The 26,285-nt window shown below is 35.0% G+C and carries 24 protein-coding genes, 1 pseudogene and 1 other annotated feature; of the genes and pseudogenes, 14 read left to right on the top strand and 11 right to left on the bottom strand.

The window, feature by feature from the left end; all coding sequences use genetic code 11:
• Nucleotides 1-218 precede the first annotated feature (218 nt).
• From recA to MMB69_RS15790, 4 genes are all read right to left on the bottom strand, one after another.
• Nucleotides 219-1,244, bottom strand: coding sequence for a recombinase RecA (gene recA / locus MMB69_RS15805; RefSeq protein ID WP_013056446.1), 1,026 nt, complete (start codon nucleotides 1,242-1,244; stop codon nucleotides 219-221).
• A gap of 451 nt (nucleotides 1,245-1,695) precedes the next feature.
• Nucleotides 1,696-2,118 carry an arsenate reductase (thioredoxin) gene (gene arsC, locus MMB69_RS15800; protein ID WP_013056447.1) on the bottom strand — a complete coding sequence of 141 codons (423 nt, stop codon included), beginning with the start codon at nucleotides 2,116-2,118 and terminating at the stop codon, nucleotides 1,696-1,698.
• A gap of 24 nt (nucleotides 2,119-2,142) precedes the next feature.
• Complete coding sequence (locus tag MMB69_RS15795; RefSeq protein ID WP_221782500.1) at nucleotides 2,143-3,441, bottom strand: arsenic transporter; 1,299 nt, start codon at nucleotides 3,439-3,441, stop codon at nucleotides 2,143-2,145.
• An 18-nt stretch (nucleotides 3,442-3,459) separates the two neighbouring features.
• Nucleotides 3,460-3,783 (bottom strand): ArsR/SmtB family transcription factor, encoded by a 324-nt coding sequence (locus tag MMB69_RS15790; RefSeq protein ID WP_372452232.1) that lies wholly within the window; start codon nucleotides 3,781-3,783, stop codon nucleotides 3,460-3,462.
• 428 nt (nucleotides 3,784-4,211) lie between these two features.
• Here MMB69_RS15790 and MMB69_RS15785 point away from each other — a divergent pair, with 428 nt between their 5' ends.
• Complete coding sequence (locus MMB69_RS15785) at nucleotides 4,212-4,541, top strand: ArsR/SmtB family transcription factor (RefSeq protein WP_221782504.1); 330 nt, start codon at nucleotides 4,212-4,214, stop codon at nucleotides 4,539-4,541.
• A 50-nt stretch (nucleotides 4,542-4,591) separates the two neighbouring features.
• Nucleotides 4,592-5,020, top strand: a complete 429-nt coding sequence (locus tag MMB69_RS15780; RefSeq protein ID WP_277447976.1) for an ArsI/CadI family heavy metal resistance metalloenzyme — start codon at nucleotides 4,592-4,594, stop codon at nucleotides 5,018-5,020.
• Nucleotides 5,021-5,218: 198 nt separating this feature from the next.
• On the opposite strand, the gene MMB69_RS15775 is transcribed toward MMB69_RS15780, so the two are convergent.
• The 3 genes from MMB69_RS15775 to MMB69_RS15765 form a co-directional block, all read right to left on the bottom strand.
• On the bottom strand, nucleotides 5,219-5,779 hold the full coding sequence (locus MMB69_RS15775) for a cysteine dioxygenase (protein ID WP_221782507.1): 561 nt from the start codon (nucleotides 5,777-5,779) through the stop codon (nucleotides 5,219-5,221).
• 51 nt (nucleotides 5,780-5,830) lie between these two features.
• Complete coding sequence (locus tag MMB69_RS15770) at nucleotides 5,831-6,760, bottom strand: DMT family transporter (protein ID WP_277447975.1); 930 nt, start codon at nucleotides 6,758-6,760, stop codon at nucleotides 5,831-5,833.
• A 261-nt stretch (nucleotides 6,761-7,021) separates the two neighbouring features.
• A complete protein-coding gene (locus tag MMB69_RS15765; RefSeq protein ID WP_221782511.1) occupies nucleotides 7,022-7,399 on the bottom strand; it encodes a winged helix-turn-helix transcriptional regulator in 378 nt (125 codons plus the stop codon).
• A 102-nt stretch (nucleotides 7,400-7,501) separates the two neighbouring features.
• Here MMB69_RS15765 and MMB69_RS15760 point away from each other — a divergent pair, with 102 nt between their 5' ends.
• Both MMB69_RS15760 and MMB69_RS15755 read left to right on the top strand, forming a co-directional pair.
• Entirely contained in the window at nucleotides 7,502-8,161 is a 660-nt protein-coding gene (locus tag MMB69_RS15760; protein WP_277447974.1) for an MBL fold metallo-hydrolase, read from the top strand.
• 11 nt (nucleotides 8,162-8,172) lie between these two features.
• On the top strand, nucleotides 8,173-8,979 hold the full coding sequence (locus MMB69_RS15755; RefSeq protein ID WP_277447973.1) for a carbon-nitrogen family hydrolase: 807 nt from the start codon (nucleotides 8,173-8,175) through the stop codon (nucleotides 8,977-8,979).
• Between the two features lie 139 nt (nucleotides 8,980-9,118).
• Here the strand turns inward: MMB69_RS15755 and MMB69_RS15750 are convergent, their stop codons facing one another.
• Entirely contained in the window at nucleotides 9,119-10,162 is a 1,044-nt protein-coding gene (locus tag MMB69_RS15750; RefSeq protein WP_221782517.1) for a PocR ligand-binding domain-containing protein, read from the bottom strand.
• A gap of 311 nt (nucleotides 10,163-10,473) precedes the next feature.
• Between MMB69_RS15750 and MMB69_RS15745 the strand changes: the two genes are divergently transcribed.
• Nucleotides 10,474-11,607 carry a glycerol dehydrogenase gene (locus tag MMB69_RS15745; RefSeq protein ID WP_221782519.1) on the top strand — a complete coding sequence of 378 codons (1,134 nt, stop codon included), beginning with the start codon at nucleotides 10,474-10,476 and terminating at the stop codon, nucleotides 11,605-11,607.
• A 1-nt stretch (nucleotide 11,608) separates the two neighbouring features.
• The gene (gene dhaK, locus MMB69_RS15740) at nucleotides 11,609-13,372 is read left to right on the top strand and encodes a dihydroxyacetone kinase subunit DhaK (protein ID WP_277447972.1); all 1,764 of its coding nucleotides are present in this window, start codon (nucleotides 11,609-11,611) and stop codon (nucleotides 13,370-13,372) included.
• Nucleotides 13,373-13,520: 148 nt separating this feature from the next.
• Here the strand turns inward: dhaK and MMB69_RS15735 are convergent, their stop codons facing one another.
• Nucleotides 13,521-14,246 carry a ZIP family metal transporter gene (locus tag MMB69_RS15735; protein ID WP_277447971.1) on the bottom strand — a complete coding sequence of 242 codons (726 nt, stop codon included), beginning with the start codon at nucleotides 14,244-14,246 and terminating at the stop codon, nucleotides 13,521-13,523.
• Between the two features lie 185 nt (nucleotides 14,247-14,431).
• Between MMB69_RS15735 and MMB69_RS15730 the strand changes: the two genes are divergently transcribed.
• On the top strand, nucleotides 14,432-14,875 hold the full coding sequence (locus MMB69_RS15730) for a hypothetical protein (RefSeq protein ID WP_277447970.1): 444 nt from the start codon (nucleotides 14,432-14,434) through the stop codon (nucleotides 14,873-14,875).
• A 326-nt stretch (nucleotides 14,876-15,201) separates the two neighbouring features.
• Here MMB69_RS15730 and MMB69_RS15725 read toward each other — a convergent pair whose 3' ends face one another.
• On the bottom strand, nucleotides 15,202-16,578 hold the full coding sequence (locus MMB69_RS15725; RefSeq protein ID WP_269870966.1) for an amino acid permease: 1,377 nt from the start codon (nucleotides 16,576-16,578) through the stop codon (nucleotides 15,202-15,204).
• Nucleotides 16,579-16,621: 43 nt separating this feature from the next.
• Nucleotides 16,622-16,836 (bottom strand) — a binding site (T-box leader).
• 520 nt (nucleotides 16,837-17,356) lie between these two features.
• Here MMB69_RS15725 and MMB69_RS15720 point away from each other — a divergent pair.
• Nucleotides 17,357-17,872 carry a DinB family protein gene (locus MMB69_RS15720; protein ID WP_221812916.1) on the top strand — a complete coding sequence of 172 codons (516 nt, stop codon included), beginning with the start codon at nucleotides 17,357-17,359 and terminating at the stop codon, nucleotides 17,870-17,872.
• A gap of 325 nt (nucleotides 17,873-18,197) precedes the next feature.
• Nucleotides 18,198-18,374, top strand: a pseudogene (locus MMB69_RS15715) (IS3 family transposase); the annotation flags it as partial.
• A 323-nt stretch (nucleotides 18,375-18,697) separates the two neighbouring features.
• Here MMB69_RS15715 and MMB69_RS15710 read toward each other — a convergent pair.
• On the bottom strand, nucleotides 18,698-19,672 hold the full coding sequence (locus tag MMB69_RS15710; protein ID WP_221782531.1) for a LacI family DNA-binding transcriptional regulator: 975 nt from the start codon (nucleotides 19,670-19,672) through the stop codon (nucleotides 18,698-18,700).
• A 556-nt stretch (nucleotides 19,673-20,228) separates the two neighbouring features.
• Between MMB69_RS15710 and MMB69_RS15705 the strand changes: the two genes are divergently transcribed.
• From MMB69_RS15705 to MMB69_RS15685, 5 genes are all read left to right on the top strand, one after another.
• Nucleotides 20,229-21,530, top strand: coding sequence for an ABC transporter substrate-binding protein (locus tag MMB69_RS15705; protein ID WP_221782533.1), 1,302 nt, complete (start codon nucleotides 20,229-20,231; stop codon nucleotides 21,528-21,530).
• A gap of 21 nt (nucleotides 21,531-21,551) precedes the next feature.
• Nucleotides 21,552-22,496 (top strand): carbohydrate ABC transporter permease, encoded by a 945-nt coding sequence (locus tag MMB69_RS15700; RefSeq protein ID WP_236019661.1) that lies wholly within the window; start codon nucleotides 21,552-21,554, stop codon nucleotides 22,494-22,496.
• Nucleotides 22,496-23,344 carry a carbohydrate ABC transporter permease gene (locus MMB69_RS15695; RefSeq protein ID WP_221782535.1) on the top strand — a complete coding sequence of 283 codons (849 nt, stop codon included), beginning with the start codon at nucleotides 22,496-22,498 and terminating at the stop codon, nucleotides 23,342-23,344. The genes MMB69_RS15700 and MMB69_RS15695 overlap by 1 nt, the downstream gene beginning before the upstream one ends.
• Before the next feature lie 178 nt (nucleotides 23,345-23,522).
• On the top strand, nucleotides 23,523-24,764 hold the full coding sequence (locus tag MMB69_RS15690; protein ID WP_277447969.1) for an MFS transporter: 1,242 nt from the start codon (nucleotides 23,523-23,525) through the stop codon (nucleotides 24,762-24,764).
• A gap of 21 nt (nucleotides 24,765-24,785) precedes the next feature.
• Nucleotides 24,786-26,246 (top strand): glycoside hydrolase family 32 protein, encoded by a 1,461-nt coding sequence (locus tag MMB69_RS15685; protein ID WP_221783408.1) that lies wholly within the window; start codon nucleotides 24,786-24,788, stop codon nucleotides 26,244-26,246.
• The last annotated feature ends 39 nt before the right edge of the window (nucleotides 26,247-26,285 follow it).

Below are 26,285 nucleotides of genomic sequence, written 5' to 3'. Positions count from 1 at the left end.
TGCTGATTATACTTTTTATTTCATTGAAACAAAGAGAAAGGTGCGTTCGTTGTAAATATATCAATGGATTGCAAGAAGATTCATGCTGTTTCTCTATATGAGTAGTGTCTATTTAGGTGCAAATCAATAGCCTTAACATAAAAACACCCCCAATCATTAGAGTTTTTTTATCTAATAATGGGGGGCAGTTCAAGCCGTGGGAAAGGTATTTTATGCTTTTATTGGTTTTCTTTTTCGCTATCGTTATCGTTATTAACATTATCACTATATTTGAAATCAATAATTCTTTTTCTAATTTCTTCTCTAATTTCAGGGTTTTCTTTTAAGAAAATCTTAGCGTTTTCTCGTCCCTGTCCTAAACGCTCCTCATTATATGAAAACCAAGATCCAGACTTTTGAACAATGTCTACTTCAGAGCCGATATCTAAGATTTCTCCTTCTTTTGAGATACCTTCTCCATACATAATATCTACTTCAGCAATGCGGAAAGGAGGTGCCATTTTATTTTTGACTACTTTAATTCTTGTTTTATTACCAACTATGTCATTTCCGAGTTTAAGTTGTTCAGCGCGGCGAACCTCAAGACGAACGGAAGAATAGAATTTTAGTGCTCTTCCACCTGGCGTTGTTTCCGGATTTCCAAACATAACGCCTACTTTCTCCCTGATTTGGTTGATGAAGATGGCAATGGTTTTAGACTTATTGATTGCTCCAGATAGTTTACGAAGAGCTTGAGACATCAAACGAGCTTGTAAGCCTACGTGAGAATCTCCCATTTCTCCTTCAATTTCTTTTTGCGGAACTAATGCTGCTACTGAGTCAACAACAATAATATCTACAGCACCACTTCTAACTAATGCTTCAGCAATTTCAAGTGCCTGTTCACCAGTATCTGGTTGAGATAACAGTAACTCATCAATATCTACACCTAGTTTTCTTGCATAAACTGGATCAAGTGCGTGTTCAGCATCAATAAAGGCAGCTCGACCTCCATTTTTTTGTACTTCTGCAATTGCGTGTAAGGAAACGGTTGTTTTACCTGAACTTTCGGGCCCGTAAACTTCCATAATTCTTCCTTTGGGATAACCATTAATTCCAAGAGCTATATCTAAAGCTAATGAGCCTGAGCTAGATGCCTCAACTTTTGTATGTGTGCCTTCTCCCATTTTAATAATTGATCCTGTACCGAATTGTTTTTCAATTTGTTTTAGAGCCATATCTAGTGCTGCTTTTTTATCATTCATAATTTGAAACCTCCGATTGTTATTACGTTTACAATAAACGCCAAGGTATTTCGATAAAGAATAAGAGTTGGCTCAAATGTTTTTGCTCCGTGCGAGAAAATTTTGTGTTTAACTGTGTTAGTTTATTCTGGTGTTCCTTTATTCATCTCTAAACCCTTAGTATCGAACAAATGTTCCTGTTGTGTAATCATACAATAAACGCATCTAATTGTAAAGGCGAAAGTTTTTCTACAAACTAGCTAAAAGAATATCTTATATTTATAAAAAGTAAGTTTATACTTTTACTTTTATATAAGTAGAATCGATTACAATCTGTATTTTTAAATTTGTATGTATATGAATCTACAAATCTGGTTAGACTAATAACGTATTCCTCATATTCCTAGTTACTATAAAACAGATTTCAGGAAGAAATAAAGCAGTCTACACAAATAGACTGCTTCTTAATTAATTATTTACCTGTTTCAGCAAAACGCTGAATACGTTCAGCGATTTCATCACGTACACGCTGGAAAAACGCCCATTTTTCTTCTTCTGTTCCTTCAGCTTTTGCTGGGTCATCAAATCCCCAGTGTTCACGCTTCACATGGGGAGGCGTTACTGGGCAGTGATCTGCTGCATGGCCACATAATGTAACGACCAAATCCGCATTATTTAAAATTTCAGGATCAATGACATCAGATGTTTGATTTGAAATATCAACACCAGCTTCTTTCATTGCTTTTACAGCATTGGGATTTAATCCATGAGCTTCTAATCCTGCACTGCGTACATCCCATTCATCGTTATTTAGATATTTTTTTGCCCATCCTTCAGCCATTTGGCTACGGCAAGAGTTACCTGTACATAAGAAATAAAGTGTTTTTTTAGACATGTGTAAAATCTCCTTTATAATATGTTAAGAAATAATTGATAACCAAATATATAAACCAACAAGCGTAATAAACAATGTTGGGATGGTTAAGATGATACCTGTTTTAAAATAGGTTCCCCAAGAAATCTTAACTCCTTTTGTCGAAAGAACGTGGAGCCATAAGAGAGTGGCTAGAGAGCCAATAGGTGTAATTTTTGGTCCTAAGTCCGAACCAATGACATTTGCATAAATCAAGGCTTCTTTAATTGTACCTGTTGCAGAAGTTGCATCAATGGCCAAAGCATCAATCATCACGGTTGGCATATTGTTCATAATTGATGAGAGAATGGCTGCAATGAATCCCATACCAATGGTTGCTGCAAACAATCCATGGTCAGCCGCTGTTTGAATAAGGCTTGCTAATACTTCAGTTAGCCCTACATTACGTAATCCGTAGACAACCACATACATACCGATGGAAAAAAAAACAATTGCCCATGGAGCTCCTGCTAACACTTTTTTAGTGTGAACAGCGGGACTCTTTCTCGCTATTCCTAAGAATAAAATTGCAATAATTCCTGCAATAATTGAAACGGGAACATCGAAAAACTCACCAATAAAGTAACCAAGAACTAAAATGAATAAAACGATTCCTGATAAACGGAACATTTTTTCATCTTTAATAGCCTCAACCGGTTTCTGTAAGTCATCTAAGTTGTATTTCTTAGGAATGCTTTTACGAAAGTACAAATATAAGATAACAATACTTGCCAAAAGTGAGAACAGATCTGGCACAATCATACGTGATGCAAATTCAGAAAAGCGAATACCAAAGAAATCAGCTGATACAATGTTGACCAAGTTACTTACTACAAGAGGTAACGATGTTGTATCTGCAATGAATCCACTGGCGATAATAAAAGGAAAGACCATTTTATCTTCAAATTTCAGTGCTCGTACCATGGCAAGTACAATAGGTGTTAGAATTAAGGCTGCTCCATCATTTGCGAATAATGCGGCTACTACAGCTCCAAGTAGGGATACATACACAAACATGCGAACGCCATTTCCTCCTGCAGCTCGTGCCATATGTAAAGCTGCCCACTCAAAAAATCCAATTTCATCTAAAATTAAGGAAATAATAATAACTGCAATAAACGTTAATGTTGCATTCCATACAATTTGAGTTACATTTAGCACGTCATGGAAATCAACCACACCCGCTAAAAGAGCTAATAATGCGCCTCCGCATGCTGACCAGCCAATAGACAAGTTCTTCGGCTGCCAAATGACAAAAATCAATGTCACTAAGAAAATGAGGGAGGCTACTATAACTGATACCACTTTACAAACCTCCTACTATTAGCAACAATTAATACGTAATCCTTGCTTTTCTAATTCTTTTAATCGTTCATCTTCGCTTGGTAAAGATTCAAGTACATTAAGGACAAACTCATAATAGCTGTTTCCTTTATTTAATGAATAGAAGATCCAATGTCCTTTTCGTCTTTCCTTTACAAGTTCGATGTCTCTCAATTTACGTAAATGTTGACTAATAGCCGGTTGACTTGCTTTATAAATTTCAACTAGCTCACAAACACAGCACTCGTTATTTTGGAGCAGCTTCATCATTGACAATCTTGTCTTATCTCCAAGCAGCTTCAGTATCTGTGCTGCTTTTTCCATTTCTATTTGTGTTTGTACACCCAATCTAACTCACCTCCTTGTTTCCGGATATAATTATATAAGTATTTTATTATATATTCAATAAAAATATACGCTGAAATTAATCAAAAAAAATTGATTAATATCTTGATTTATCTGAATTTTCCAGATATGATGAATACATCAAAAAAAATTGATTTATAAAAGTGAGGGTGAACGCAGTGAGAGTCAACAACTCTGGAAACTTATCTGTTACGTACTTTCGAGCCTATTTTCATTTAGTTATGAATACCCAAGGGATGGACCATAAGGAAGCACAAAACCTAATCTTTCAGCGTTTTTTTCATCAAGATCCTATGCTAAGAGGGGAAACTACATATCGTAACTTTAAAAAAGCTGCTGAAAACTTCGAACTTTAAATCAAAAAAAGTTGATGAAGGAGAATGACAATGGAAACAGTTAAGGAAGGGAAGCACCCATTTAAACAGTACGAACAAAAATTTAAAGCCCTTGCTGATCAAAAGAGATTAGAAATTATGTATGAGCTCTGCCAGCGAGGACAGACATGCGTATGTGATCTAACTGAATGCTTTGGAATGTCTCAATCTAAACTTTCCTATCATTTAAAGATTTTATTAGAAGCAAACCTCATCACAAAAGAAACGAAAGGGACATGGAGCTATTATGATTTAAATGATAAAGAGGTAAACCACCTGTTATCTGAGGAGCTTTGCTGCTTGTTTAGAAAAGATAAAAGTAAAAGCGGCTCATGCTCGTAATTTACTACATTCAAAATAATATTGTTTATCATGCGAAGGAGGAAGTGTAAATGAAATATGTTCATGTAGGAATTAATGTAACAAATCTAGAGGGGTCCATTGAATTTTATCAAAAGGTATTTGGCGTTCAACCTGTAAAAACGAAAGTAGATTACGCTAAATTCTTAGTAGATGAGCCAGGATTAAATTTCACTTTAAACGTACGGGACGAAGTAAAGGGTAATCAAGTAAATCATTTCGGCTTCCAAATAGAGACGCCTGAAGAAATCCATTCTCATAAATCACGATTAGAAAAAGAGGGCTTCTTTGCTCGTGAAGAGATGGATACGACTTATGCTATGCAAGATAAGTTTTGGTTAACAGATCCGGACGGAAACGAATGGGAATTCTTTTACACGAAATCTGATAGTAAGATTCATACGACTGAGGATAGCGTTGGATTGAATGAAAAGTCATCTGCAAACAACTCATGTTGTTAATGATTAATTGACTAAAAAGACAGGAAGAAATAGACTCTTTCTGTCTTTTTTATTTAGCATAGAATTAATGATGTTTAGCGGAGTTTTCTTGCTAAGACAGCTAACTGTAAGCAAGAAAACCTCGTAATGCACGTCCTTTAACTCGACTAAGCAATTATTTTGTTTCTGTATGAGAAATATCCCAAGGGTTAACAAACATCATTCTGTCTTCTTTAATTGAATCTCTCTTACCTTTTGACGAAGATGATCTGGCCACCACGCTCCACAATCATCGGATACAATGCAAGCAGCGCATGTTTTGAAATCATAAACCATCATCTCCTTGATTGGGGGAGAGTAGAGATGAAGAGTAACTAGACCCGCGCCTTCAGCACTCTTCATCTTGTGCACACCTTTCTTGGGAGCAAAAAAAAGCTTACCTTTTCCCTGATGCTGAGAAAAAAGCTCTTCTGGCATTTGGTTTTCTTTAACTTCGTAAACCGTATTTATAGTTGTACCATTTACTACTTGAATCCATCCATGCGAATGACCGTGATCGTGAGGAGCACACTCTATTGCTGACCAATTCATAACAAGTAATTCTACTTCGTCATTTTGATAGAGAAGCTTTCTATAGTATGGCTTGTCTTTTGCTGACTGCAATAGTGGTTTTAAATCATTAAAGTTTATATCTAAAGCCAAAAGAGCCTCTCTCAGTTCCAATTTGGTAGGGGAGTCCAAGTTATCTAAAATATGCTTTACCTGTTCAATTAAGCTCATACACGCATTACCTCCTTATGAGCAGCACAAATTTTTAGGTTTTCTGCATAGCTACAATTTTTTGTTTCTCCATGGCAAGTACCTTAAAAAAGTTAGTAGTCTTCCATTAGCTACAATTACTCCCACTATAATTATGACTCCTCCTAATATGCTGACGGGAATAATCTTTTCTCGTAACAGTAAAACAGCTGTTATCAATGTCGCTACTGGTTCTAAATAAAGGAACACAGATACCTGGGACGCCTCTAAAACCTCTAATGCCTTTGCCCAGTACCAATAGGCAACACCTGAAACGAATACACCGAGAAATAATAAATGAGCCCACTCCACGCTCGTTAAAAAAGGCATGATCTCCCAGCCTTTATTTCTTACAAGAAAAGGAGTCGTTAGAGTAAATCCTATTAAACACATATAAAACGTAACAACAAGAGAGGGAAGTTGGATATCCAGCTTTTTTAATAGGACAGAATAGATTGCCCAGTTTAACGTACTTAAAATCATTAACAGGTAACCAATATTAATCGGAAGCTGAAATGAATGCTGATTGCTAGAAGTGGTCACCAGTAGAACGCCAATAATAGCTACAATAATCCCTGATGCTTTTATTAAAGTCATCTTTTCATGCAAAAAAAATACTGAGAGAATGACTGTAAATACAGGAGAAAACGAAATAATCCACCCTGCTGCCGAAGCATTTATTGTGAGAAGTGCTGTTGCCTGAATAACTTGATGAATGAATACTCCAAGGATACCTAACACAATCAAATGAGGAATATACTTAAGCGAAATGTTTAATGGATATCTCTTTAGCACTAATAATAACAATAAAAAAAGTGCCCCAATTCCAAAACGAAGAACAAGGAGTGTGTATGGATCTAGTTTATCTAAAACAGCTTTGGTAGAGACAAAAGAAATTCCCCAAAAACTAATAGACATTATTGCATAGAACGAGGCAGCAAATTTAACCTTTGACGCAATCATAAGATCAATTTTCCTTTCAACAATAAAGGTATCTTTTATTAACTAACATATGCCTTTTCGAAAGGAAAATGAAAAAAATCATGCCATTCTAAAAAAATTAGTAGAAACTTTAGTATTTGTATCGTTATCACTATCTCTTAATCTTCATTAAAACAGCTATAGATGTTATGTATAGAAAACTAAATTTGGGAGTTTATAGCCATGTATAGGCTAAATTCTAAAGAGTCTGTTACCAAAAATAAAAATGCCAACTCTCCTTAATTATTGAGACTCTTTTATTCCTTCTTCCTGCTTGCTTATATAAGCATTGCCCCATTTCTCTAAAGATTTAAGTATTGGAAGAAAGCTTTCTCCAAGCTCTGTTAAATAATATAAAACTCTTTTAGGGTTATCGTTTGTTTCTTCTCTTTCTATTAATCCGGCTTTTTCCATATCGCGAAGCTGGAGTGTAAGAATGCGCTGAGTAATACCCGGTATTTCACGGCGCATTGCATTATAATACATAGGTGACTTTGATAACAAAGACAAAATAATGCCTTTCCATTTACCGCCCATAATATGCATCGCTAATTCAATTGGACAGGCTTGCTTTACAGTTAACGTACAAGGGCCGTATTGATCACTTTTAAAGTCTGACATTTCCTCACCTCAATGGGTAGTAACAAATTTGTGCCTTCTTGTTACTCCTATTTTTTCTGATTACACTTATGATATCAAATAAATTAGAAGAAGGTGTATGAATTGGAATTGGTTCAAATATCTGAACATGTTTATAGGCTCACTTATGAAACTGTCGTCGGTATTCCGATTAAGATTAATACATGGTACGTAGTGGATGGTGGGGGTGTTTATCTCATTGATACCGGAATGGAAGACTATGCAGATACGCAGCTGAATGCGGCAAAATTTTTAGGAGCGCCCAAAAGCATTCTATTGACACATGGTCATCTAGATCACATTGACGGCGCCAAGTATTTAAAGAATAATTTGAATATTCCCATTTATGCTCACGAAGCTGAAATTCCGTTTATTAACGGTGAGAAGCCATACCCAAACAAGGCAGAAAAGGAAATAACAGGTGTGAAACATCAAGTTGAAGGTTTAAGTGATAACATCATTAAAACGTTACCTTTAGATGTATATTTAACACCTGGCCATACGCCGGGACATGTGATATACCATCATAAAAGTGACAATGTGCTGCTAACTGGAGACTTATTCTTTTCCAATGCTGAATCTTTACATCCACCGATTCGAAAGTTCACAGTTAGTATGGATGAAAACATTAATAGTGGACGAATTATAGATGAAATTAAACCGTCTATAATTTCATCTTCACATGGTGAAGATGTCAAATATAATAATGATTTATACTCTGTCTATAAATTTATATATGAATAAGAGGGAGAAACATGAAAGTACAATTATTTCAAATGGAGATTATAGAAGGAGAAGTTAAGCAAAACGAAAACCGTATTGTATCCTTATTTGCAGAAAAGCTGGATATGGATACGGAGATTGTTTTGATACCTGAAATGTGGAATACGGGTTATGATTTAAAAAATGTAGCAGAAAAAGCAGATATTGATTTAAAGAGAGCTTTTCCTTTTATCCAAAGTTTAGCAATTAAACATCAGGTGAATATCATTGCAGGTTCGGTTTCAAATAAGAGAAATGACAACATTTATAATACAGCTTTTGCGGTATCAAAAACGGGTGAGCTTCTCTATCAAAAAGATAAGATACATCTTGTGCCGATGTTAGATGAACATTATTATTTAACCGGCGGAGATGAAGTTCCAGAAGTATTTGAGATTAACGGTATCAAAGCTAGTCAAATTATATGTTACGACTTACGTTTTCCAGAAATCACACGCTATCCAGCGTCTCAAGGTGCAAAAATTGTATTCTACGTTGCACAATGGACTACTAAAAATATAGACCATTGGAAAACACTATTAAAAGCAAGAGCTATAGAAAATGGTGTATACGTCATTGCGTGTGACAGCGTGGGGAATGTGAATCATAAAAATCATGCCGGCAACACATACGCTGGACATTCAATGGTCATCGATCCAAATGGAAACATTATAGAAGAGGGGAGAGACCAAGAAGAAATCATAACAGCAGAAATTCATATACAGAAAGTTACAGAACAACAAAAAAACATCCCAATATTTAAAAACCTGAGACCCAATGTTTATAAGCATGCGGAATAGAGATTTATATATTATTTATAGCGTAAAGGCCAGCACATGACTGTCTCTCATTGCTTTTCCATACTGAAAAGCACCCTTTTTCAGAATACTAGTATCAGTATGGAAAAGTTATATGTTTCTTACGTCAGGACTGAAAACTTTACATCTTTTCTTGATAATATTTCCGATAGACGTTAGGAGTTATGTTTTCATATTTTTTAAATGTCTTGATGTAATATCCAGGGTCATTAAAACCTAATTCATCACTAATCTGTGCAATAGACAAATCCGTTTTTTCTAATAATTGTTTGGACCACTCTATTTTTTTGAGAGAAATAAAAACAGAAAAATTCATACCCGTTTCTTTGGTGAATACACGGCTGAAATAACCTGTGCTAATGTGACATAAATCAGCCATCTTTTGTTGAGATATTTTTTCTCTTTTATGTTTATAAATGTAGTCAAAGGCTGGCTGTAATACTTTGTTTTTACATACTAAGTGATCGTTAATAGACGTTTTTACGTAAGCATTAGTAACTGTGTTGGCTAATTCCTTTTTTATATTTTGAATATTATCTAGAGAATAACCGTAAGAAATATCTTCAGTAGAAAGGTCCTCTTTTACTGGAGCCATCTTTTCATATACTTCTAAAATCAAGTTTTTATTCATAGCTTCCTCTACAATGTAGTTACAAAGCCTATATAACATTTGAGCAGCTTCGTTAATTTCTGTATAGGATAGAGTAGGAATAGAATCATATAGACGCTGTATTTCCTCATTATTATTTAACTTCTGTTCAAATCCCTTCGATGGAACAGTAAGCATTTGTTCCAAGGGAGGATGTTTGTCACCATCCTCAATTTTCACTTCTCCCGCCATGATGGCGCCTACATATTTATCATCAATTATAATGGGAATGGCAATATCGACAATATTCCAGTGGCATAAATAGATATACGGAGCATTGGTTCTAACTGCCTCTAGTCCTCCCCGCGCATCGCACTTTTCACAAAGTTTTGCCGTATTAGGATTTTTACGCATAGTCTCACAAAATGGACGTACACCACTGTGTTGAGAAATGGGCATTCCTTTATAGTTAACCGTGACAATCGCTAATTTTGTAACAAGCGCAAGCGAATCTTGAAGGTTTCGCCATTTCTTTAAATCTAGTATTTTATCTAAATTCATGTAAGTAGTTTTCAATGATGTTTTATCTCCCTTGCTTCTACTTCCCGTGTCGTAGTTTGGATTACCTATTTGAGAATACCTTTATTTTATTCCTGAGTTCGTAAAATAAAAGAGTGTTCAGCGATAAAGGTAACCTCTTTTCAACGTGAACTTAGTAGTATTTTTACCTGAAATAATGTCATAATAATACCATATTAAGTGAAGAGAGCAAAAAAATACGATAAAAAGTTGTAAAAACTCGTCATTTAAGACTAATGTAATCTTACACAAAAGATAGTAAAATTCCGATTGTAAGGGATTACAAAGTTAATTAGGAGGTTTTATTTATGAGAAAAGCATTTATTAGTCCTTCAAAATACATTCAAGGTGAAGATGAAATTTTAAATTTAGGTTATTTTGTGAAAACATTTGGTACTTCTGCACTTTTAATAGCACATCCTGAAGATATTAAACGTGTACAAGACAAATTAGATGCAACAGCAGAAAAATATGATATTACATTTTTTGAAGGCGGATTCAATGGCGAATGTTCAAGACCAGAAATTTCTAGATTGCAGGAAATAGCAAAAGAAAACAACTGTGATTGTACAATTGGTCTAGGTGGTGGTAAGGCAATTGATACAGCAAAATGTGTAGCAGAGGGAGAGGGATTAATTATTGTCCCAACAATTGCTGCTACGGATGCACCTACAAGTCATTCCGCAGTTATCTATACACCAGAGGGTGCTTTTGATGATTACGCATACTTTAAGCAAAGCCCAAGTGTTGTATTAATTGATACAACAGTCATCGCTAATGCACCTACTAGATTCTTAGTATCTGGTATGGGGGATGCATTATCCACTTATTTCGAAGCAAGAGCAACAGCACGTTCTTTCTCTAATGTAAATGCTGGATTACCTTGTGGAGTGCGTGAGGACTTATGTGCACCAGCAAAAGGTACAAATGCAGCGTTAGTTTTAGCAGAACATTGCTACAACACTCTATTAGAGGACGGGGTTAAAGCAAAAGCTGCAAGCGATCATAATGTTGTTACTCCAGCCTTAGAAAACATTATTGAAGCCAATATCTTATTATCAGGATTAGGGTTTGAAAGTGGTGGATTAGCTGGAGCACATGCGATTCATGATGGGCTTACTCTTTTAGAAAGTGCGCACCACTACTTCCACGGCGAAAAAGTAGCTTTTGGTACATTAGCACAATTGGTATTGGAAAATGCGCCAACTGAGGAAATAGAAGAAGTGTTAGATTTCTGTTTAGCAGTAGGACTTCCAGTGTGTCTCGCTGATATTGGAGTGGAACAAATTACACAAGAAGAGTTAATGGAAGTAGCTAATAAAGCTTGTATTCCAGAGGAATCTATCTATTCTATGCCATTCCCTGTTAATCCAGAGTCAGTAGCTGCAGCTATTCTTGCAGCAGATCAAATTGGAAATGATTATAAGAAGAGGTTGATATAAAATGAAAAAAATTATTAATAAACCGGAAGATGTTGTACTTGAGATGTGTAAAGGGATGGTTCTAGCACATCCTGAACTGAATTTAATTGAAAAATATAAAGTTATTAAAAAAGACCAAATTAATAAAAGTAAAGTAAGTATAATTAGCGGGGGCGGAAGTGGACATGAACCTGCTCACGCTGGGTATGTCGGAAAGGGCATGTTAGATGCAGCAGTTTGTGGTGATGTATTTGCTTCACCTTCTCAAATACAGATTTATCAAGCCATTAAAGAAACAGCTAGCGATAAGGGAACTTTACTAGTGATTAAGAACTACAGTGGTGACATGATGAATTTCAAGAATGCTGCTTATCTTGCAGAAGAAGATGGCATTCAAGTGGATTATGTAAAAGTAGATGATGATATTGCTGTACAGGACAGTTTATATACAGTTGGAAGACGCGGAGTAGCTGGTACTGTTCTTGTTCATAAAATAGCAGGTGCAGCAGCAGAACGCGGCTATGATCTACCAAAAGTGAAAGAGGCAGCAGAAAATGCTATTGCGAATATTAAAAGCATCGGCTTTGGACTAACTTCTTGCACAGTTCCTGCTAAAGGAACTCCTACTTTCGAGATTGCAGAAGATGAGATGGAGTTTGGCGTTGGTATTCATGGAGAACCTGGTATCCGTCGTGAAAAAATTATTTCAGCAGACGAACTTGCAGAGCGTACGGTAACTTCATTATTAAAAGAAGTAGGGATAGAAGATGGAAAAGGAGAAGTGGCTGTCCTAATTAATGGATTTGGAAGCACACCTCTTCAAGAACTATATTTATTAAATCATTCTGTCATTCGTGAATTGTCACGTAGAAACGTAACGATTGCAAGAACGTTTGTCGGAAACTACATGACAGCCATCGATATGGCCGGTGCTTCTATTTCAATTATGAAATTAGATGAGAACTTAAAGAGTCTCCTATCTGAAGAATGCGATACTCCTGCGCTAAAAATCAAAGGTGAAGTACCAGCTGTTACTTATGATGAAATTATTGGTACCGCGGAGGCCCCGAAAGTGTCTTATGAGGTGCAAACCAACAAAGAATATTCCGTAGTAACGGAAAATCGATTGACGTTGAATAATATAATTTTTATGGTTGACCAAATGAGTGAATGTATTATTAGAAATGAAATACCATTCTGTGAATTAGATTCCCATGCTGGTGACGGAGACTTTGGTATGAGTGTTGCTAAAGGGTTCAAACAGTTGAAAGCTGAATGGCACGAAATTCTAGAAAATAAATCAAATGATATTGGCAACTTCTTAGAGGCTTGTTCCATCGTTATCATGGAGCATTGTGGTGGAGCATCGGGCCCTATTTGGGGATCAGCATTTCGTGCGGCTGGAAAGAACACCGAATCTAAAACCGAATTGACTTTAACAGAATTTGCTGAAATGGTCCAAGCGTCTGTAAAAGGAATTCAAGCAACAGGAGAACGTTCTTTTGGACGTGGAGCTGTTGTGGGAGATAAGACTTTAATTGATGCTTTAGTACCTTATGCAGATACGTTAACATCAAGTGCTGTTGAAGGTGAAAGTTTGAAATATGCTCTTGTCAAAGCAGCAGAAGCTGCTGTTGAAGGAGCAAAATCAACCGAACAGATTGTTGCACGTATGGGGCGCGCCGGTACAGTTGGAGAAAGAAGTCTTGGTTATCCAGACGCGGGTGCACATGGTTTAGGCGTAATCTTTACTGAAGTGGCTCAAGTAATGCAAGAAAATAAATAAACTTTAATATGATCCTCTCCAAATATAGTGTAAGAAATCACTCTTTGAAAGTGGGTGTTGCATTATATTTGGAGGAGGATTTTTTATGGTTTAAAAAGAGACCTTATAAATTAAGATCTCTAAAAGTTTTAAAATTTTCTATATAAATTTAATGACTATGAAATAGTGAAAGGGAATATTGATAAATATAAATAATTAGTACTCCTAGCGATATTAAAAGCCATACATGTAGGTTTCTGAAGTGACTAATGGCCTTTCCTATTATTTCATGAAAAATAACAAAGGATAGGGTGCCAACTGCTCCTCCGGTAGATAAGGCTTGTATTTTAAGCGAGGAAGCTTGTACACTTTCTCCAAGTAATAGACTCCCACCCAAAGATAGTGATAGAAGGATTACAATGAATAAAAAGAAGACGTTAGGCACTTTTGCTATGGAGAGAACGGTCATAATAGCCATACCCTCTGGAATTTGGTGTAAGAGGGTAGCTACAAATACGGAAGCTGACTGATGTAGATCTGTTATCCCGAAGGTAATACCTGTGATAATATTATGAAAAAAGATTGCAAATGTTAATAAAACAAGTGACTGCAAAGGCGAAATTTCACTATTTTGCTTGTGTAAAAAGAGATCTATGCATAACATAACGATATAGCCTGCTACAATGCCCAATAGAACGCCTTTTAAATCATACAGATGCCACGTGGAGGGAAGGATATCAAAGAATAATAACCCTAATAAGATTCCTCCACATATAGCATACATAAACTGAATTCTCCCTCGCGACAGATGACTAACTAATTTAAGAAGTCCTCCACCTACTAATAAACCCATTAAAGAACCTAAAGTAAATAAGATATTTATTTCTATATGCATAATTGCTACTTCCTTTCGGCTATATGTTTTTTTACAACTAACCTATTCAAAGGAAGGGCAATCATACCTATGTTTTATAAATGGTTAAAAAAATAAAAGTACATGATATTAACTTGGGAGTGATTTTTAGGTAAATCACTAATAAAAAAGGACATACTAACGTTATCTAAAGAAGAGGTGTTGCTATGGAATCTCCTTTTGAAATGATAACCAATGTGGACAAGGTCGAAAATGCTTATTATATAGAAGTGAAACCAGGTGAGTACAACGCAAAGTATTGGAATAAAGAATCGGTCTATTTTGCTGATGAAGCTTTTTCTTATCTCCACACCACGATTTGCAAGTATGTGCCACAGTATCAACCTACCCAAGTGACAGAGATCAAAGCAGAAACATGGCTGAGGATCAGTAATCAGCTGCAAGAACTCGCGTATTTTTTGAGCACCAACCCGCCTATGATTAAACTAAAGAAATGGATTGATTTTAGCAAAGTAGAAGAAACGTACAAACAGTTTGATCATCACAAAAACAAGTACATTCGTGAGTTAATTAACATGATTAACGAATTTACAGTGTGGATAACAAAGGTATGTCAAACACAATCGTACATCACCATTTTGGGCACTTAATGGAAATCGATGTTGCTTATTGTAATCTACAAGCTATGCAGAAAATGAAAGAATTGCTCAAAACGAGTATGGCATCTTGTATGGCATATTACGCTAAAGAAATAAACTACACTCACAGCGAAAACAACTATAACGAGATGCAAAGAGTATCTTACACTTACCAAGCCTTGAAACCTTAGAGGCTTGGAATGAAGAGAAAAAATCCCAAAAACAAATCGTGAGTTAAATCACTAAAAATGCTCTCATATGAAGTAAGTGATTCTATAAATCAAAAAAGCTACTTTAAAAAGTAGCTTTTTGATTTAAGTTTTTGAAGAATATAAAATCTAATTGGTATCATTCGATATTTCAAGAGAAGTAGGTTTGGTGTTCTTTTTGAAAAATGAAAGAATTACCATTACAAGAACGAATGCTACACAAACTATAGAGCTTAACTTATTCGCACTGTCTATGAGAAAGACTGTGAAGCTAATAATTAATGTACATGCGGCAAAAAGCGTTAAATAAGGGAAGCCCCAAAGTTTAAAATATGGTTTTTCTTTATATTGAGGACGTAGCTTTAGCTGAGCTAAGCAAATACTAATCCATATAAGAGAAACTGTAAATCCAGGAATAGCTAATAAATAAGAAAAAGCTTTTTCAGGATATAAGTATACGAGGTACGTTCCCAATAATAAAAATAGGACACTGAAAGCTAAACTGTAAACAGGTACGCCTTGTTTATTCACATAGGACAAACTTTTAGGAGCATCTCCCGACTGAGATAAAGAATGAAGCATCCTTGTACAGCCATAAATACCTGAATTGGCTGCTGAAAGGACAGCTGTTAATAAAATAAAGTTCATAACATGAGAAGCCCCTTGAAGCCCGGCTGTTTCAAATACTTGGACAAAAGGGCTAGCATTTGCATCAATTTTATCCCATGGTATCAAGCCACAGATAATAAAAATAGGCAAAGTATAAAACAGAACTACTCTCCACATAACGCCTTTAACTACCCCTGGTAAGACTTTTTCAGCATCTTTTGTTTCCGTAATAGTTAAACCAATGAGTTCTGATCCTCCATACGAGAAAATGACTACAAGTAATGTAGAGAAAACGGCTTTCCAGCCATTTGGCACAAAATCACTATAATTGTGAAGGTAATGAGAAGATGAATTATTACTTGGCATAATTCCAAATAGTATCGCTATACCTAATAAAATAAAAGCAATAATAACAAAGATTTTAATACCAGCAAACCAAAACTCAATTTCTCCAAAAGACTTTACGCTTGTAGCATTAATTAAAATAAGTACAATTGAACAAATGAGACAGAGAATCCATAAAGGAATAGAAGAAAACCAATATTGCAGAAAACTACCTGCAGCGATGACTTCAATAACGCACACAGTAAGCCACATAAAGCAATAAGTAGCTCCCGTTACAAAAGAAAAACGTCTTCCAAAAGCTTTTTGAATTAGATCTTTCATATTGTGGGATGGGTATACAATAGCCATTTCAGCCAAAGCTCCCATTACAATGAGAAGCAATAGTCCAGCAAATAGATACGAAAAGATAACCGAAGGTCCTGCTAATCCAATTGTATCAGCACTCCCTTTGAAAATTCCTGTCCCAATCATTCCTCCAATAGCAATCATTCGAATGTGTCGCGGTAATAACTGTTTTTTTAACGTATTCTTTGATGCGGTATTTTCTTTCATGATGCCCTCCTTTTAACATAAAAAAGTCCCTGCTGAATTATTCAGCAGGGACGAAAATTTCGCGGTACCACCCTATATTGTAAAAACATCTTACCTCTTAATTAGCATAACGGTTTTATCCGTCCTCTCTAAAACACCATTAGAAGAGGAAGCTCTAGGAGTGAATTTCATCTCTAATCTTTGTACTGACTTCCACCAATTATCAGCTCTCTATAACAGGGAGATTAGGATTACTTAAGATCCTATCTTAGCTTTTGTTTATTAAATTAAAGTATATGTAATGTATATCATCTTAGTTAGTTTGAAATTAAATGTCAATATGTTTTTTATCTATTTACAGCTATAAAAAGAGTTATTAGATTTTACATAAAGATAATAATTACCACTATTTAGTAGTTAATCATTCCTTTTCCAATCAGTTGCACTGTGATTGAACTGTACGCTTTTCTATAATAGAAAACCTACTGTGCAAACAAGAGTACAGTAGGTTTTCAAATCAGAATAAAAATGGTGAGAAAATATCTCAGTATTGTATTTTATCCTAAAGAATATAACAAGGCAAGAGTTATTCTTTTCTTTTACAACATTTGAATTACACATATACCAAACCTTTAATAGGAATTTTAAAGGTTTGTTACTTCTTATAATTCATATTAAGTGAACAAAAAACTCCTTTAAACAAAAGGTCTGGAGGATATTTTTATAGAAGTATAGTTAAGTTGACTACTGATACCTTGTGTAATGTCGATAATGAATGGGGAAATAGGGGGAGTTTCAAATGTCACATCACTCATTAAAATTGTACGACTACCATGTATGGGCAAACCAAAAAAATTTCGACCGATTAAAAGAACTTTCTGAGGACATTTACGAAAAGGAAATTCAGAGCGTTTTTCCTTCTATATCAAAGGTGATGGCGCACATTTATGTCTCTGACAACATATGGTTAGATTGTATTTCTGGTGAAAAGTTTGATGAAGCATCTGCGTCGGCTAATCAATTGAGAGAACAGATTGAAACGAAAAGAATCGAGGAAGTAGAAACGATGTTTTTCGATTTATCTGGCCGGTACAAAGCGTTTCTCAATCGTCAAGAAGATATAGAAACCGCCTTTGTGCTTGAAACTTCATTTGCTGGACGACTCGAAACCCGTTTATCTGATGTAGTACAACATGTTGTCAATCATGGAACATATCATCGTGGCAATATTACAGCTATGCTACGGCAATTGGGCCATCCCGGTGTTATGACTGATTATATTTTATACTTATATGAAAGGGATGCAAAAGAGTAGTTTCTCCTCTATCTAAAAGGGGTAGCGTCAGGAAATGCGGATTTACAACGTTAATATTAAAAGGCCCAATTCCTAAGTGTTAAACTAGAGAAATTGGGCTTTTTTCGTTCCTCCATTTTTATGTTTTTATAAGAAACGAAAAAGCACCTCCCGTACAAATAGAAAGGTGCTTTCTCGTCACAATCATTTATAAATAAAAACCTAGTTAATCAAAGACTTTGACATGCAGAGAAATGCTCGCTGACAAAATTAACTTTTGCTTTTCATATAATTCCTGATTCAACGCAAATTTTGGCGTTATAGAAATCTTTATTTTCTTGTTATCAATTTATTTTTCAAACTGAAGTCAGAGCTTTTATACCTTCAACAATTTAAAGATATGGATCATTTTGAGAGAGAGCTAAAAGAATATATACACTACTATAATAACACTCGAATTAAGGGGAAATTAAAAGGCATGAGTCCAGTCGAATACTCTACTCATGCCAATTACGTTGCTTAAATATAAATTGTCTAACTTTTTGGGTTCAGTCCAAGGGACAGTAGTTCCTTCTGTTTTTAGACTGTATAACCTATACTTGTTCAGTTCACATAATGTAATTTAAAGGAACCAGACAAAAGAACTCATACTGAAGGCGTCTAACAAGGGTTCTTTTGCTGGTGTATGAAATTTTTATACATCCTTGATTTCTCAACCTTTCTGAGACAACCAAGCCCGAAATCTTTGGAAAAAAGATAGTTATTTTAATGACTCTAAATTAAGAATAAATTGCTTCCAAATCTTTAAAGAGATACCTTTTTCGTTTGAAAGTGTTATGAATTTATTTAAGTAGTTCCGTGTTCTAAAAGCTTAACAGGCAGATACGTTTCAAGTTCTATATTATTGAATTCGCCCTCAATCTCTTTAGATAAAATGTCTATTGCTACCTTAGCAATAGAATCAATAGGTTGTTGTATGGTCGTTAATTCTGGTAGTATAGCCTTTACTGTTTCTGTTCCATCGTAACCAACCACTTTTAGTTGAGTGGGTATATCCTTTCCTCTTTTTCTAGATTCTGTTATGACGGCAGCCGCAATTAGATCATCACTTGCAAAAATACCGTCTACTTCCGGATTTTCATCAAAAAGCTCAGCGATTACATCCTCACGGCTCTTTTGAGGAGAGACTTCATATGTAATTGGTAATTTTCCGTGTCCTTTCATAACATCCTCATACGCTTTTCTTCTTAAGTTTGCTGGTGTTTCCAAATCGAGTGGGCCATTAATATGAATGATATTTTCACACTGTTTCTTTATTAACAATTCTGTAGCTTTTTTCCCTCCATCATAATTATCGGATCCTACAACAGGAATCTTTTCAGATAAATAATGATCAATTGCTACGATAGGTAAATTTTGTTTATGATAATCTAGGACTCCTCGGTTGTATGTTACAACAATGACCCCATCTACCTGGTTTCGTATAAGCATTTCTAAGTACTTTTCCTCTTTATCCATACGGTTTAAACTATTACAAAGCAACAATTTATAACCTAGTGAAGTACAAATACTTTCAATATGAAAAGCCAGCTCACCGAAAAACGGGTTACTTGAATTAGGTATAATTAATCCTATTAAATTTGTTTTTTTATGAAATAAGGAACGTGCTAAATCGTTTGGAAAATAATTAATTTCCTCCATCGCTTTATAAACTTTATCCTTTGTTTTTTCACTTATGTAACCTCGATTATTTAAGACACGTGAAACTGTTGTTGATGAAACTCCTGCGACTTTTGCTACATCATGGATATTAGGTTTCATTTTATTTCCTCCTATCCTGCTAAATACCATTTTTGAATATTATATTAGGATTTTTTATCTTTATTATTTAAATAAGATTTTATATTTTTTAGTCACACAACACATTTTTTGTTTAGATTAGAAAAATAGCCTATCAACTATTAAATAAATACTTTACAACAATTAAAATTAATTCCTCCTTTGATAGCTTTACAATTTCCTGATTAATAAAAATTTCATATTGTGAAATAGTTTATTTTGAGGAATACTTTAATTAATTAAAGTTTATTTGTTACGGACTTATTGTAGAAAATATCTCTAACATGTGCAAGAATTAGGGGTTAATTACTATTAGCTTATATCGAACAAACATTAACTTTTATTATGAACGAGATATTGATAATACATATATTCTAATATATTATACCTCCATTTTAAGGGTAGGAGCGAAAAGTTTGATATTTCAAAAAAAACATGTCAACCGATTGACATATGTAAACGGTTGACATAAAATACTTCTTGAAAGCGCTTTTATATATTTGTTGTGAATAAGGAAAAATAAGGGGGATTGGAACGTATGAAGAAATGGTTTTTAGTAGGTATATCTTTATTACTAATTCTTGCTGTAGCAGGTTGTAGTAAGGATAAAAGCGTAAGTAGTGATGGCAAACAAATGGTTACAATGTGGGTACACGTATCAGACGATAGTGAAGAAGGTAAGGTATATAAAAAACGAGTAGATGCTTTTAACAAGAAGTATGCATCTAAAAATGTTAAAGCTAAAATTGAATTTATTCCACGTAGTGGGAACGGCGGAGGATATGAGGATAAAGTAAACGCAGCGTTGACAACTGATACATTACCCGATGTTATTACGTTGGATGGGCCAAATACAGCTGCTTATGCAAAATCTGGCATCATTGCTCCACTAGATGATTATGTGAAAGATCAAGATGATTTACTACCGAGTATCAAACAACAAGGAACATACAAAGACAAATTGTATGCGATTGGTGCGAGTGAATCATCTGTGGGAATTTACTACAATAAAAAAATGCTACAAGAGGCAGGCGTTGATTTAAATACGTTACCGACAGTTGACAATCCTTGGACATGGGATCAATTCATGGCCCTTTGTAAAACGTTGAAAGAAAAATATAATAAACCGGCTATTGATATGCAATTACAAGCAAAAGATGAAATGTTGACGTATGCACTAACGCCATTTGTATGGTCTGCAGGTGGAGAAATTCTCTCGAAAGACGGTACTAAAGCAGAAGGTGTGTTTAATAAAAAGCCTAGTGTTGAAGCCATGACTTTTATTCAAACGATGTTAAAAGAAGGTTATACAACGCGTACTCCGGTCAAACAAGCTTTTGAAACAGAAAAGTACCCAATGAAGTTTAGTGGTGTATGGACAGTAACGGATATGAAAACAAATTTTCAAAAAGTTGATTATGGTGTGATGCCTTATCCAGTATCACCCAAGACAAAGAAACTGGTTTCACCTTCAGGAAGTTGGCAGTTTGCAATGACACAGAAATCTGAAAATAAAGAATGGTCTGCTAAACTAGTAGATTGGATGACAAATAAAGATTCGAATTTAGAATTAAGTCGTACAATTGCAGCACTACCAGTGCGTTACTCTTCTGAAAAAGTACTTACAAAAGAATTTTCTGATCAAATGAATGTATTTATGAAACAATTAAAGCAATCAGGACATGCACGACCAGTAACACCAGCGTATCCACAAGTAACACGTGCTTTCCAACAAACAATTGATGATATCAGTTTCTATGACCAAAACAAAAACATCAAAAAAGTCTTAGATACACGTGCTACAGAAATGCAAGCAGCTATCGATAAGGCTAATCGATAAAAGCAGCTAGAAGGAGGCATTATGATTAAAACTGGATTAAAAGGAAATAAGACTGTTTACACATTTCCAAGAGCAGAAAAAAACATCAAAAATAAAATTAAATGGAAAGACAATGTAGTAGCTTATACATTTTTAGGACCAGCATTATTACTTTTATTGCTGTTTCTTATTATTCCAGCTATTATGTCCGTCTACTATGCATTTACAGATTATTATCTTTTAACACCCGATATGCGTAAGTTTGTTGGATTAGACAACTTTATCAATTTATTTAAGGATCCTATTTTCTTGAAAAGCTTGGCGAATACACTGAAATTTGTCGTTTGGGTAATTCCTTTACAAATAGGGGCAGCTCTTGGGCTGGCCCTCCTGTTAAACAAACAACGGAAAGCTAACACATTTTTTAAAGTAGCTTACTTTAGTCCTGTGGTAATGTCGCTCGTTGTTATCTCAGTTCTTTGGCTCTATCTGTTAAATCCAAATGAAGGAATTATAAACAATGTACTTACTTATTTTGGTGTATCAGCTCAACCGTTCTTAACGAGCCCTAAACAGGCTATGTTTACAATCGTTTTTGTTTCAGCATGGCAGGGGGCTGGCTTTCAAATGTTAATTTTCCTAGCAGGTTTGCAAAATATACCTGGAGACGTCTACGAAGCTGCACAGCTAGATGGAATGAATAAATGGCAACGCTTTATTTATATTACGTTACCATTATTAAAGCCAACTTCTATTTTTATATTTATTACGACATTAATTGGTGCGTTTAAACTATTAGTCCAACCAATGGTTATGACACAAGGTGGGCCAGTAAACTCCACGATGACAGTTGTATATTACATTTATCAAACTGGCTTTACGGATCGAATGGTCGGATATGCTAGTTCAATTGCTCTTCTATTTGGAACAATTATTGGGTTAGTTACGCTAGCGCAACGGAAATTAGTGAAGGAGGAAGATGACTAATGAGACGAAAATTCGGACCTTTAACAATTCTAGAATACATTTGTTTAGTTTTGCTGGCAGTATTGTTTATATTCCCATTGTTTTGGATGATCGCATCCTCAATGAAACCTGAAGCAGAAGTTTATAATAATATGAACAGTATCAAGGCTTTCCTACCTTCCTTTCATCCGTCAGATTGGTTTATATCCTATAAGCAAGTTCTGTCACGTTTTCATTTACTTGGTTATATAATAAACAGCTTGTTTTATGGTTTATGTGTAGCAGCAGGTTCTGTCATTATCAACGGGATGGCAGGTTATGCGTTTGCTAAATTGAATTTTAATGGAAAAAGAGTTCTGTTTGGTCTTTTATTGGCGCTTTTAATCGTACCACTAGAAACAATCTTAATCTCACAATTTACTATAGTTCACAAACTGGGATTAGTAGACACTCGTCTTGCTGTAATTCTGCCAGCCTTAGCAGGGGCATTCAATATCTATTTATTCCGAAACTTTTTCATGGCTATTCCAGCAGAGATTATTGAATCAGCCAAATTGGATGGAGCAAATACCTGGCAAATATTCTTGAGAATTATGCTACCGATGTCTAAACCGGCTGTTGCTACAGTTGGAACTCTAGCATTTATCGGAAGTTGGAATGATTATATTTGGCCTTTGATGGTTTTAACGGACAAATCAAAATTTCCTATTCAAGTAGCAATTACAGCCATCAATAGTACGGAGCCAGTTTACACGAATCAAGTTATGGCTGTTTTAACAATATCGACCATTCCCTTAATTCTTATCTATATAGTGGCTCAACGTTATATTTTAGAAGGGATTGGTGGTTCAGGAACAGGTATTAAATAAAAAAATTTAGGTTATTGTTACGAAGATAATAACTATGTATGGGTGATTTTTAAAATAAATGTCAACCGGTTGACATAAAAATATTGACTTGTGGAACCGGTTGACATAAAATGAATCTGAAAGCGCTTTCAGTTTTTGTTTCAAAGATTCTATATATCTAGTTAAAGGAGCAACAAACATGAAAAGTTCAAAAGTTCTCTATTGGAAGCTAAGTGCTTATTTTTTCTTTTTCTTTTTTACTTGGTCTTCTAGCGCCTCTTTATTTCCTATTTGGTTAAAGCAAGAATTAAACTTAAGTGGATCAGCCACAGGTTTGATTTTCTCTGTAAACGCTATCTTCGCATTGTGTATACAGCCTGTATATGGTTATATCTCCGACAAGATAGGCCTAAAGAAAAATATATTATCTTTTATCAGTTTAATGCTTATATTTGTAGGACCATTTTATATTTATATATATGGACCCCTTTTAAAATATAATGTGATTTTAGGTGCAGCTGTAGGAGCAATTTATTTAGGCGTTGGTATTTCTGCAGGTATTGGCGCTATTGAAACCTATGTTGAAAAAGTTAGCCGCAAATACGGTTTCGAATACGGAAAGTCTAGAATGTGGGGTTCGTTAGGTTGGGCGTCAGCAACCTTCTTTGCAGGTCAGCTATTTAATATTAATCCAAATATCAACTTTTGGGTGGCATCTGTTTCAACAATTATCTTAGTTGGAATTATTTTATCGGTGAAAATAGAAGTCACAAACTATGAATTAGAAAAAGCTGAGTCCGTTAAATTAAAGGATGTTGGACAACTTTTTCTTTTAAAGAAATTTTGGTTTTTGATGATGTATGTGATTGGAGTAACGTGTGTATATAGTGTGTACGATCAACAGTTTCCAATTTACTACACATCTTTATTTCCTACTGAGGCTACAGGGAATCAAGTATTTGGATATTTAAGTTCTTTTCAAGTATTTTTAGAGGCTGGAATGATGTTTATTGCACCTTTTATTGTAAATAAAATTGGAGCCAAAAACGGACTATTATTAGCCGGTCTTCTAATGGCACTTCGTATTATTGGTTCGGGGCTTGTAGTAGGGCCAATCGGTATTTCTTCAATGAAATTAATACATGCACTAGAATTACCCATTATGTTGATTGCTATTTTTAAATATTTTGCAGCTAACTTCGATACACGTCTATCTTCCGTTTTATATTTAGTCGGATTTCAGGCTGCCTCTCAAATAGGTGCATCTTTGTTATCACCTTTTGCAGGTAAATTATACGACATGATAGGGTTCCGTCATACTTACCTTATTCTAGGCACAATGGTCCTTTGTTTTACGATTATTTCAATGTTCACTTTATTAAGTTTTAATAAAATTAAAGATTTAGAAGGAAATATAACGGACATAAAACAAGTTATATAAGGAGATGTTAGAATGTTCACAATAAACAAACTTCAACAAGCGCAAGAAGCATTGGATATTGCAAAAGAGGGAATAAATAACCGTTATCGGTTAGGTTATCATATTATGGCACCTGCTAACTGGATTAATGACCCAAATGGTTTAGTACAGTATAAAGGAGAATATCATGTATTTTATCAACATCATCCTTATGATGAAAACTGGGGTCCAATGCACTGGGGACATGTAAAGAGTAAAGATCTTGTGCATTGGGAACACTTGCCTATCGCTTTAGCTCCTGGTGATGCTTGTGATACTGACGGGTGTTTCTCCGGAAGCGCTGTAGATAATGATGGTGAATTAACGTTGATCTATACAGGTCATCACTATGTGGACAAAGAAAAAGACCTATTTTATCAAAATCAAAATCTTGCTGTTAGTACCGATGGTTTAACATTTCATAAGATTGCAGAAAATCCAGTAATTCCTGAACCACCTACGGATAGTAGTCATCATTTCCGTGACCCTAAAGTATGGAAATACAAAGATAGTTGGTATATGGTAGTAGGAAATTCGACCAAGGAGAATGTGGGCAGAGTAATTTCATACCGTTCTCCAGATTTACGTACGTGGTCATATATTGGTGTATTGGCACAAGGAAACGAAAACCTTGGATTCATGTGGGAATGTCCAGATTTCTTTGAATTAGATGGAAAACACGTTCTCATGATTTCTCCACAAGGTATTAAAAAAGATGGGGATTTATACAACAACTTATTCCAAACGGGATATTTAATTGGAGATTACAATTACGAAACAAACGACTTTACACACGGCTCATTTAGTGAGTTAGATAATGGACATGATTTTTATGCAGTTCAAACGTTATTAGATGAAAAAGGACGTCGAATTGCTATTGGTTGGATGGATATGTGGGAATCAGATATGCCAACAAAAGAAGATGGATGGTGTGGGGCACTTACATTACCACGTGAAGTTACCTTAGGAGAGAATAATAAAGTTCTAATGAATCCTGTGGAAGAATTAAAGTTATTACGTGAGGTTAAACATAATACACTTACTAATGTGATTTCTAATAGTTATTTAATAGAAACAAACGAAGATTTACTTGAAATAAAAGCTGTGTTTGACTTAACTAATTGTAACGCTCAGTCGGTTGGAATAAGAATTCGTGGAATTAACCAGGAAGAGACTGTACTAACGTATCACTTGGACAAACAAACACTAAAACTTGATTGTTCTAAGTCTGGTAAAGTCGAAGACGGTGTAAGAAAAACTATTCTTAGGGCAAATCAAGAGCTTTCTTTACGTATATTCATTGATCGATCCTCTATTGAAGTATTTGCAAATGAGGGACAAGCAACTATGACAAGCCGTATTTACCCAACTGAAGATAGATTAGGCATTGAAGTATTTGCAGATGCTGAGGATGTAAGAATTAAAGAATTAACACATTGGAAGTTAAAAGATATCTGGAAATAAACTATGAATGAACAAGTGTACAAACACTTGTTCATTGTT

It is taken from the genome of Priestia sp. P5, from assembly GCF_029522155.1.
Lineage (GTDB): Bacteria > Bacillota > Bacilli > Bacillales > Bacillaceae_H > Priestia > Priestia megaterium_E.
Note: the sequence above shows the minus strand (reverse complement) of the source record. Positions and strands in the feature narration are given on the sequence as shown.

Excerpts from the sequence above, each read along its gene's own strand:
- recA (WP_013056446.1), bottom strand. The coding sequence starts at position 1,244 with ATGAATGATAAAAAAGCAGCACTAGATATGGCTCTAAAACAAATTGAA.
- arsC (WP_013056447.1), bottom strand. The coding sequence starts at position 2,118 with ATGTCTAAAAAAACACTTTATTTCTTATGTACAGGTAACTCTTGCCGT.
- MMB69_RS15790 (WP_372452232.1), bottom strand. The coding sequence starts at position 3,783 with ATGGAAAAAGCAGCACAGATACTGAAGCTGCTTGGAGATAAGACAAGA.
- MMB69_RS15785 (WP_221782504.1), top strand. The coding sequence starts at position 4,212 with ATGGAAACAGTTAAGGAAGGGAAGCACCCATTTAAACAGTACGAACAA.
- MMB69_RS15780 (WP_277447976.1), top strand. The coding sequence starts at position 4,592 with ATGAAATATGTTCATGTAGGAATTAATGTAACAAATCTAGAGGGGTCC.
- MMB69_RS15775 (WP_221782507.1), bottom strand. The coding sequence starts at position 5,779 with ATGAGCTTAATTGAACAGGTAAAGCATATTTTAGATAACTTGGACTCC.
- MMB69_RS15770 (WP_277447975.1), bottom strand. The coding sequence starts at position 6,760 with ATGATTGCGTCAAAGGTTAAATTTGCTGCCTCGTTCTATGCAATAATG.
- MMB69_RS15765 (WP_221782511.1), bottom strand. The coding sequence starts at position 7,399 with ATGTCAGACTTTAAAAGTGATCAATACGGCCCTTGTACGTTAACTGTA.
- MMB69_RS15755 (WP_277447973.1), top strand. The coding sequence starts at position 8,173 with ATGAAAGTACAATTATTTCAAATGGAGATTATAGAAGGAGAAGTTAAG.
- MMB69_RS15745 (WP_221782519.1), top strand. The coding sequence starts at position 10,474 with ATGAGAAAAGCATTTATTAGTCCTTCAAAATACATTCAAGGTGAAGAT.
- dhaK (WP_277447972.1), top strand. The coding sequence starts at position 11,609 with ATGAAAAAAATTATTAATAAACCGGAAGATGTTGTACTTGAGATGTGT.
- MMB69_RS15735 (WP_277447971.1), bottom strand. The coding sequence starts at position 14,246 with ATGCATATAGAAATAAATATCTTATTTACTTTAGGTTCTTTAATGGGT.
- MMB69_RS15730 (WP_277447970.1), top strand. The coding sequence starts at position 14,432 with ATGGAATCTCCTTTTGAAATGATAACCAATGTGGACAAGGTCGAAAAT.
- MMB69_RS15725 (WP_269870966.1), bottom strand. The coding sequence starts at position 16,578 with ATGAAAGAAAATACCGCATCAAAGAATACGTTAAAAAAACAGTTATTA.
- MMB69_RS15720 (WP_221812916.1), top strand. The coding sequence starts at position 17,357 with ATGTCACATCACTCATTAAAATTGTACGACTACCATGTATGGGCAAAC.
- MMB69_RS15710 (WP_221782531.1), bottom strand. The coding sequence starts at position 19,672 with ATGAAACCTAATATCCATGATGTAGCAAAAGTCGCAGGAGTTTCATCA.
- MMB69_RS15705 (WP_221782533.1), top strand. The coding sequence starts at position 20,229 with ATGAAGAAATGGTTTTTAGTAGGTATATCTTTATTACTAATTCTTGCT.
- MMB69_RS15700 (WP_236019661.1), top strand. The coding sequence starts at position 21,552 with ATGATTAAAACTGGATTAAAAGGAAATAAGACTGTTTACACATTTCCA.
- MMB69_RS15695 (WP_221782535.1), top strand. The coding sequence starts at position 22,496 with ATGAGACGAAAATTCGGACCTTTAACAATTCTAGAATACATTTGTTTA.
- MMB69_RS15690 (WP_277447969.1), top strand. The coding sequence starts at position 23,523 with ATGAAAAGTTCAAAAGTTCTCTATTGGAAGCTAAGTGCTTATTTTTTC.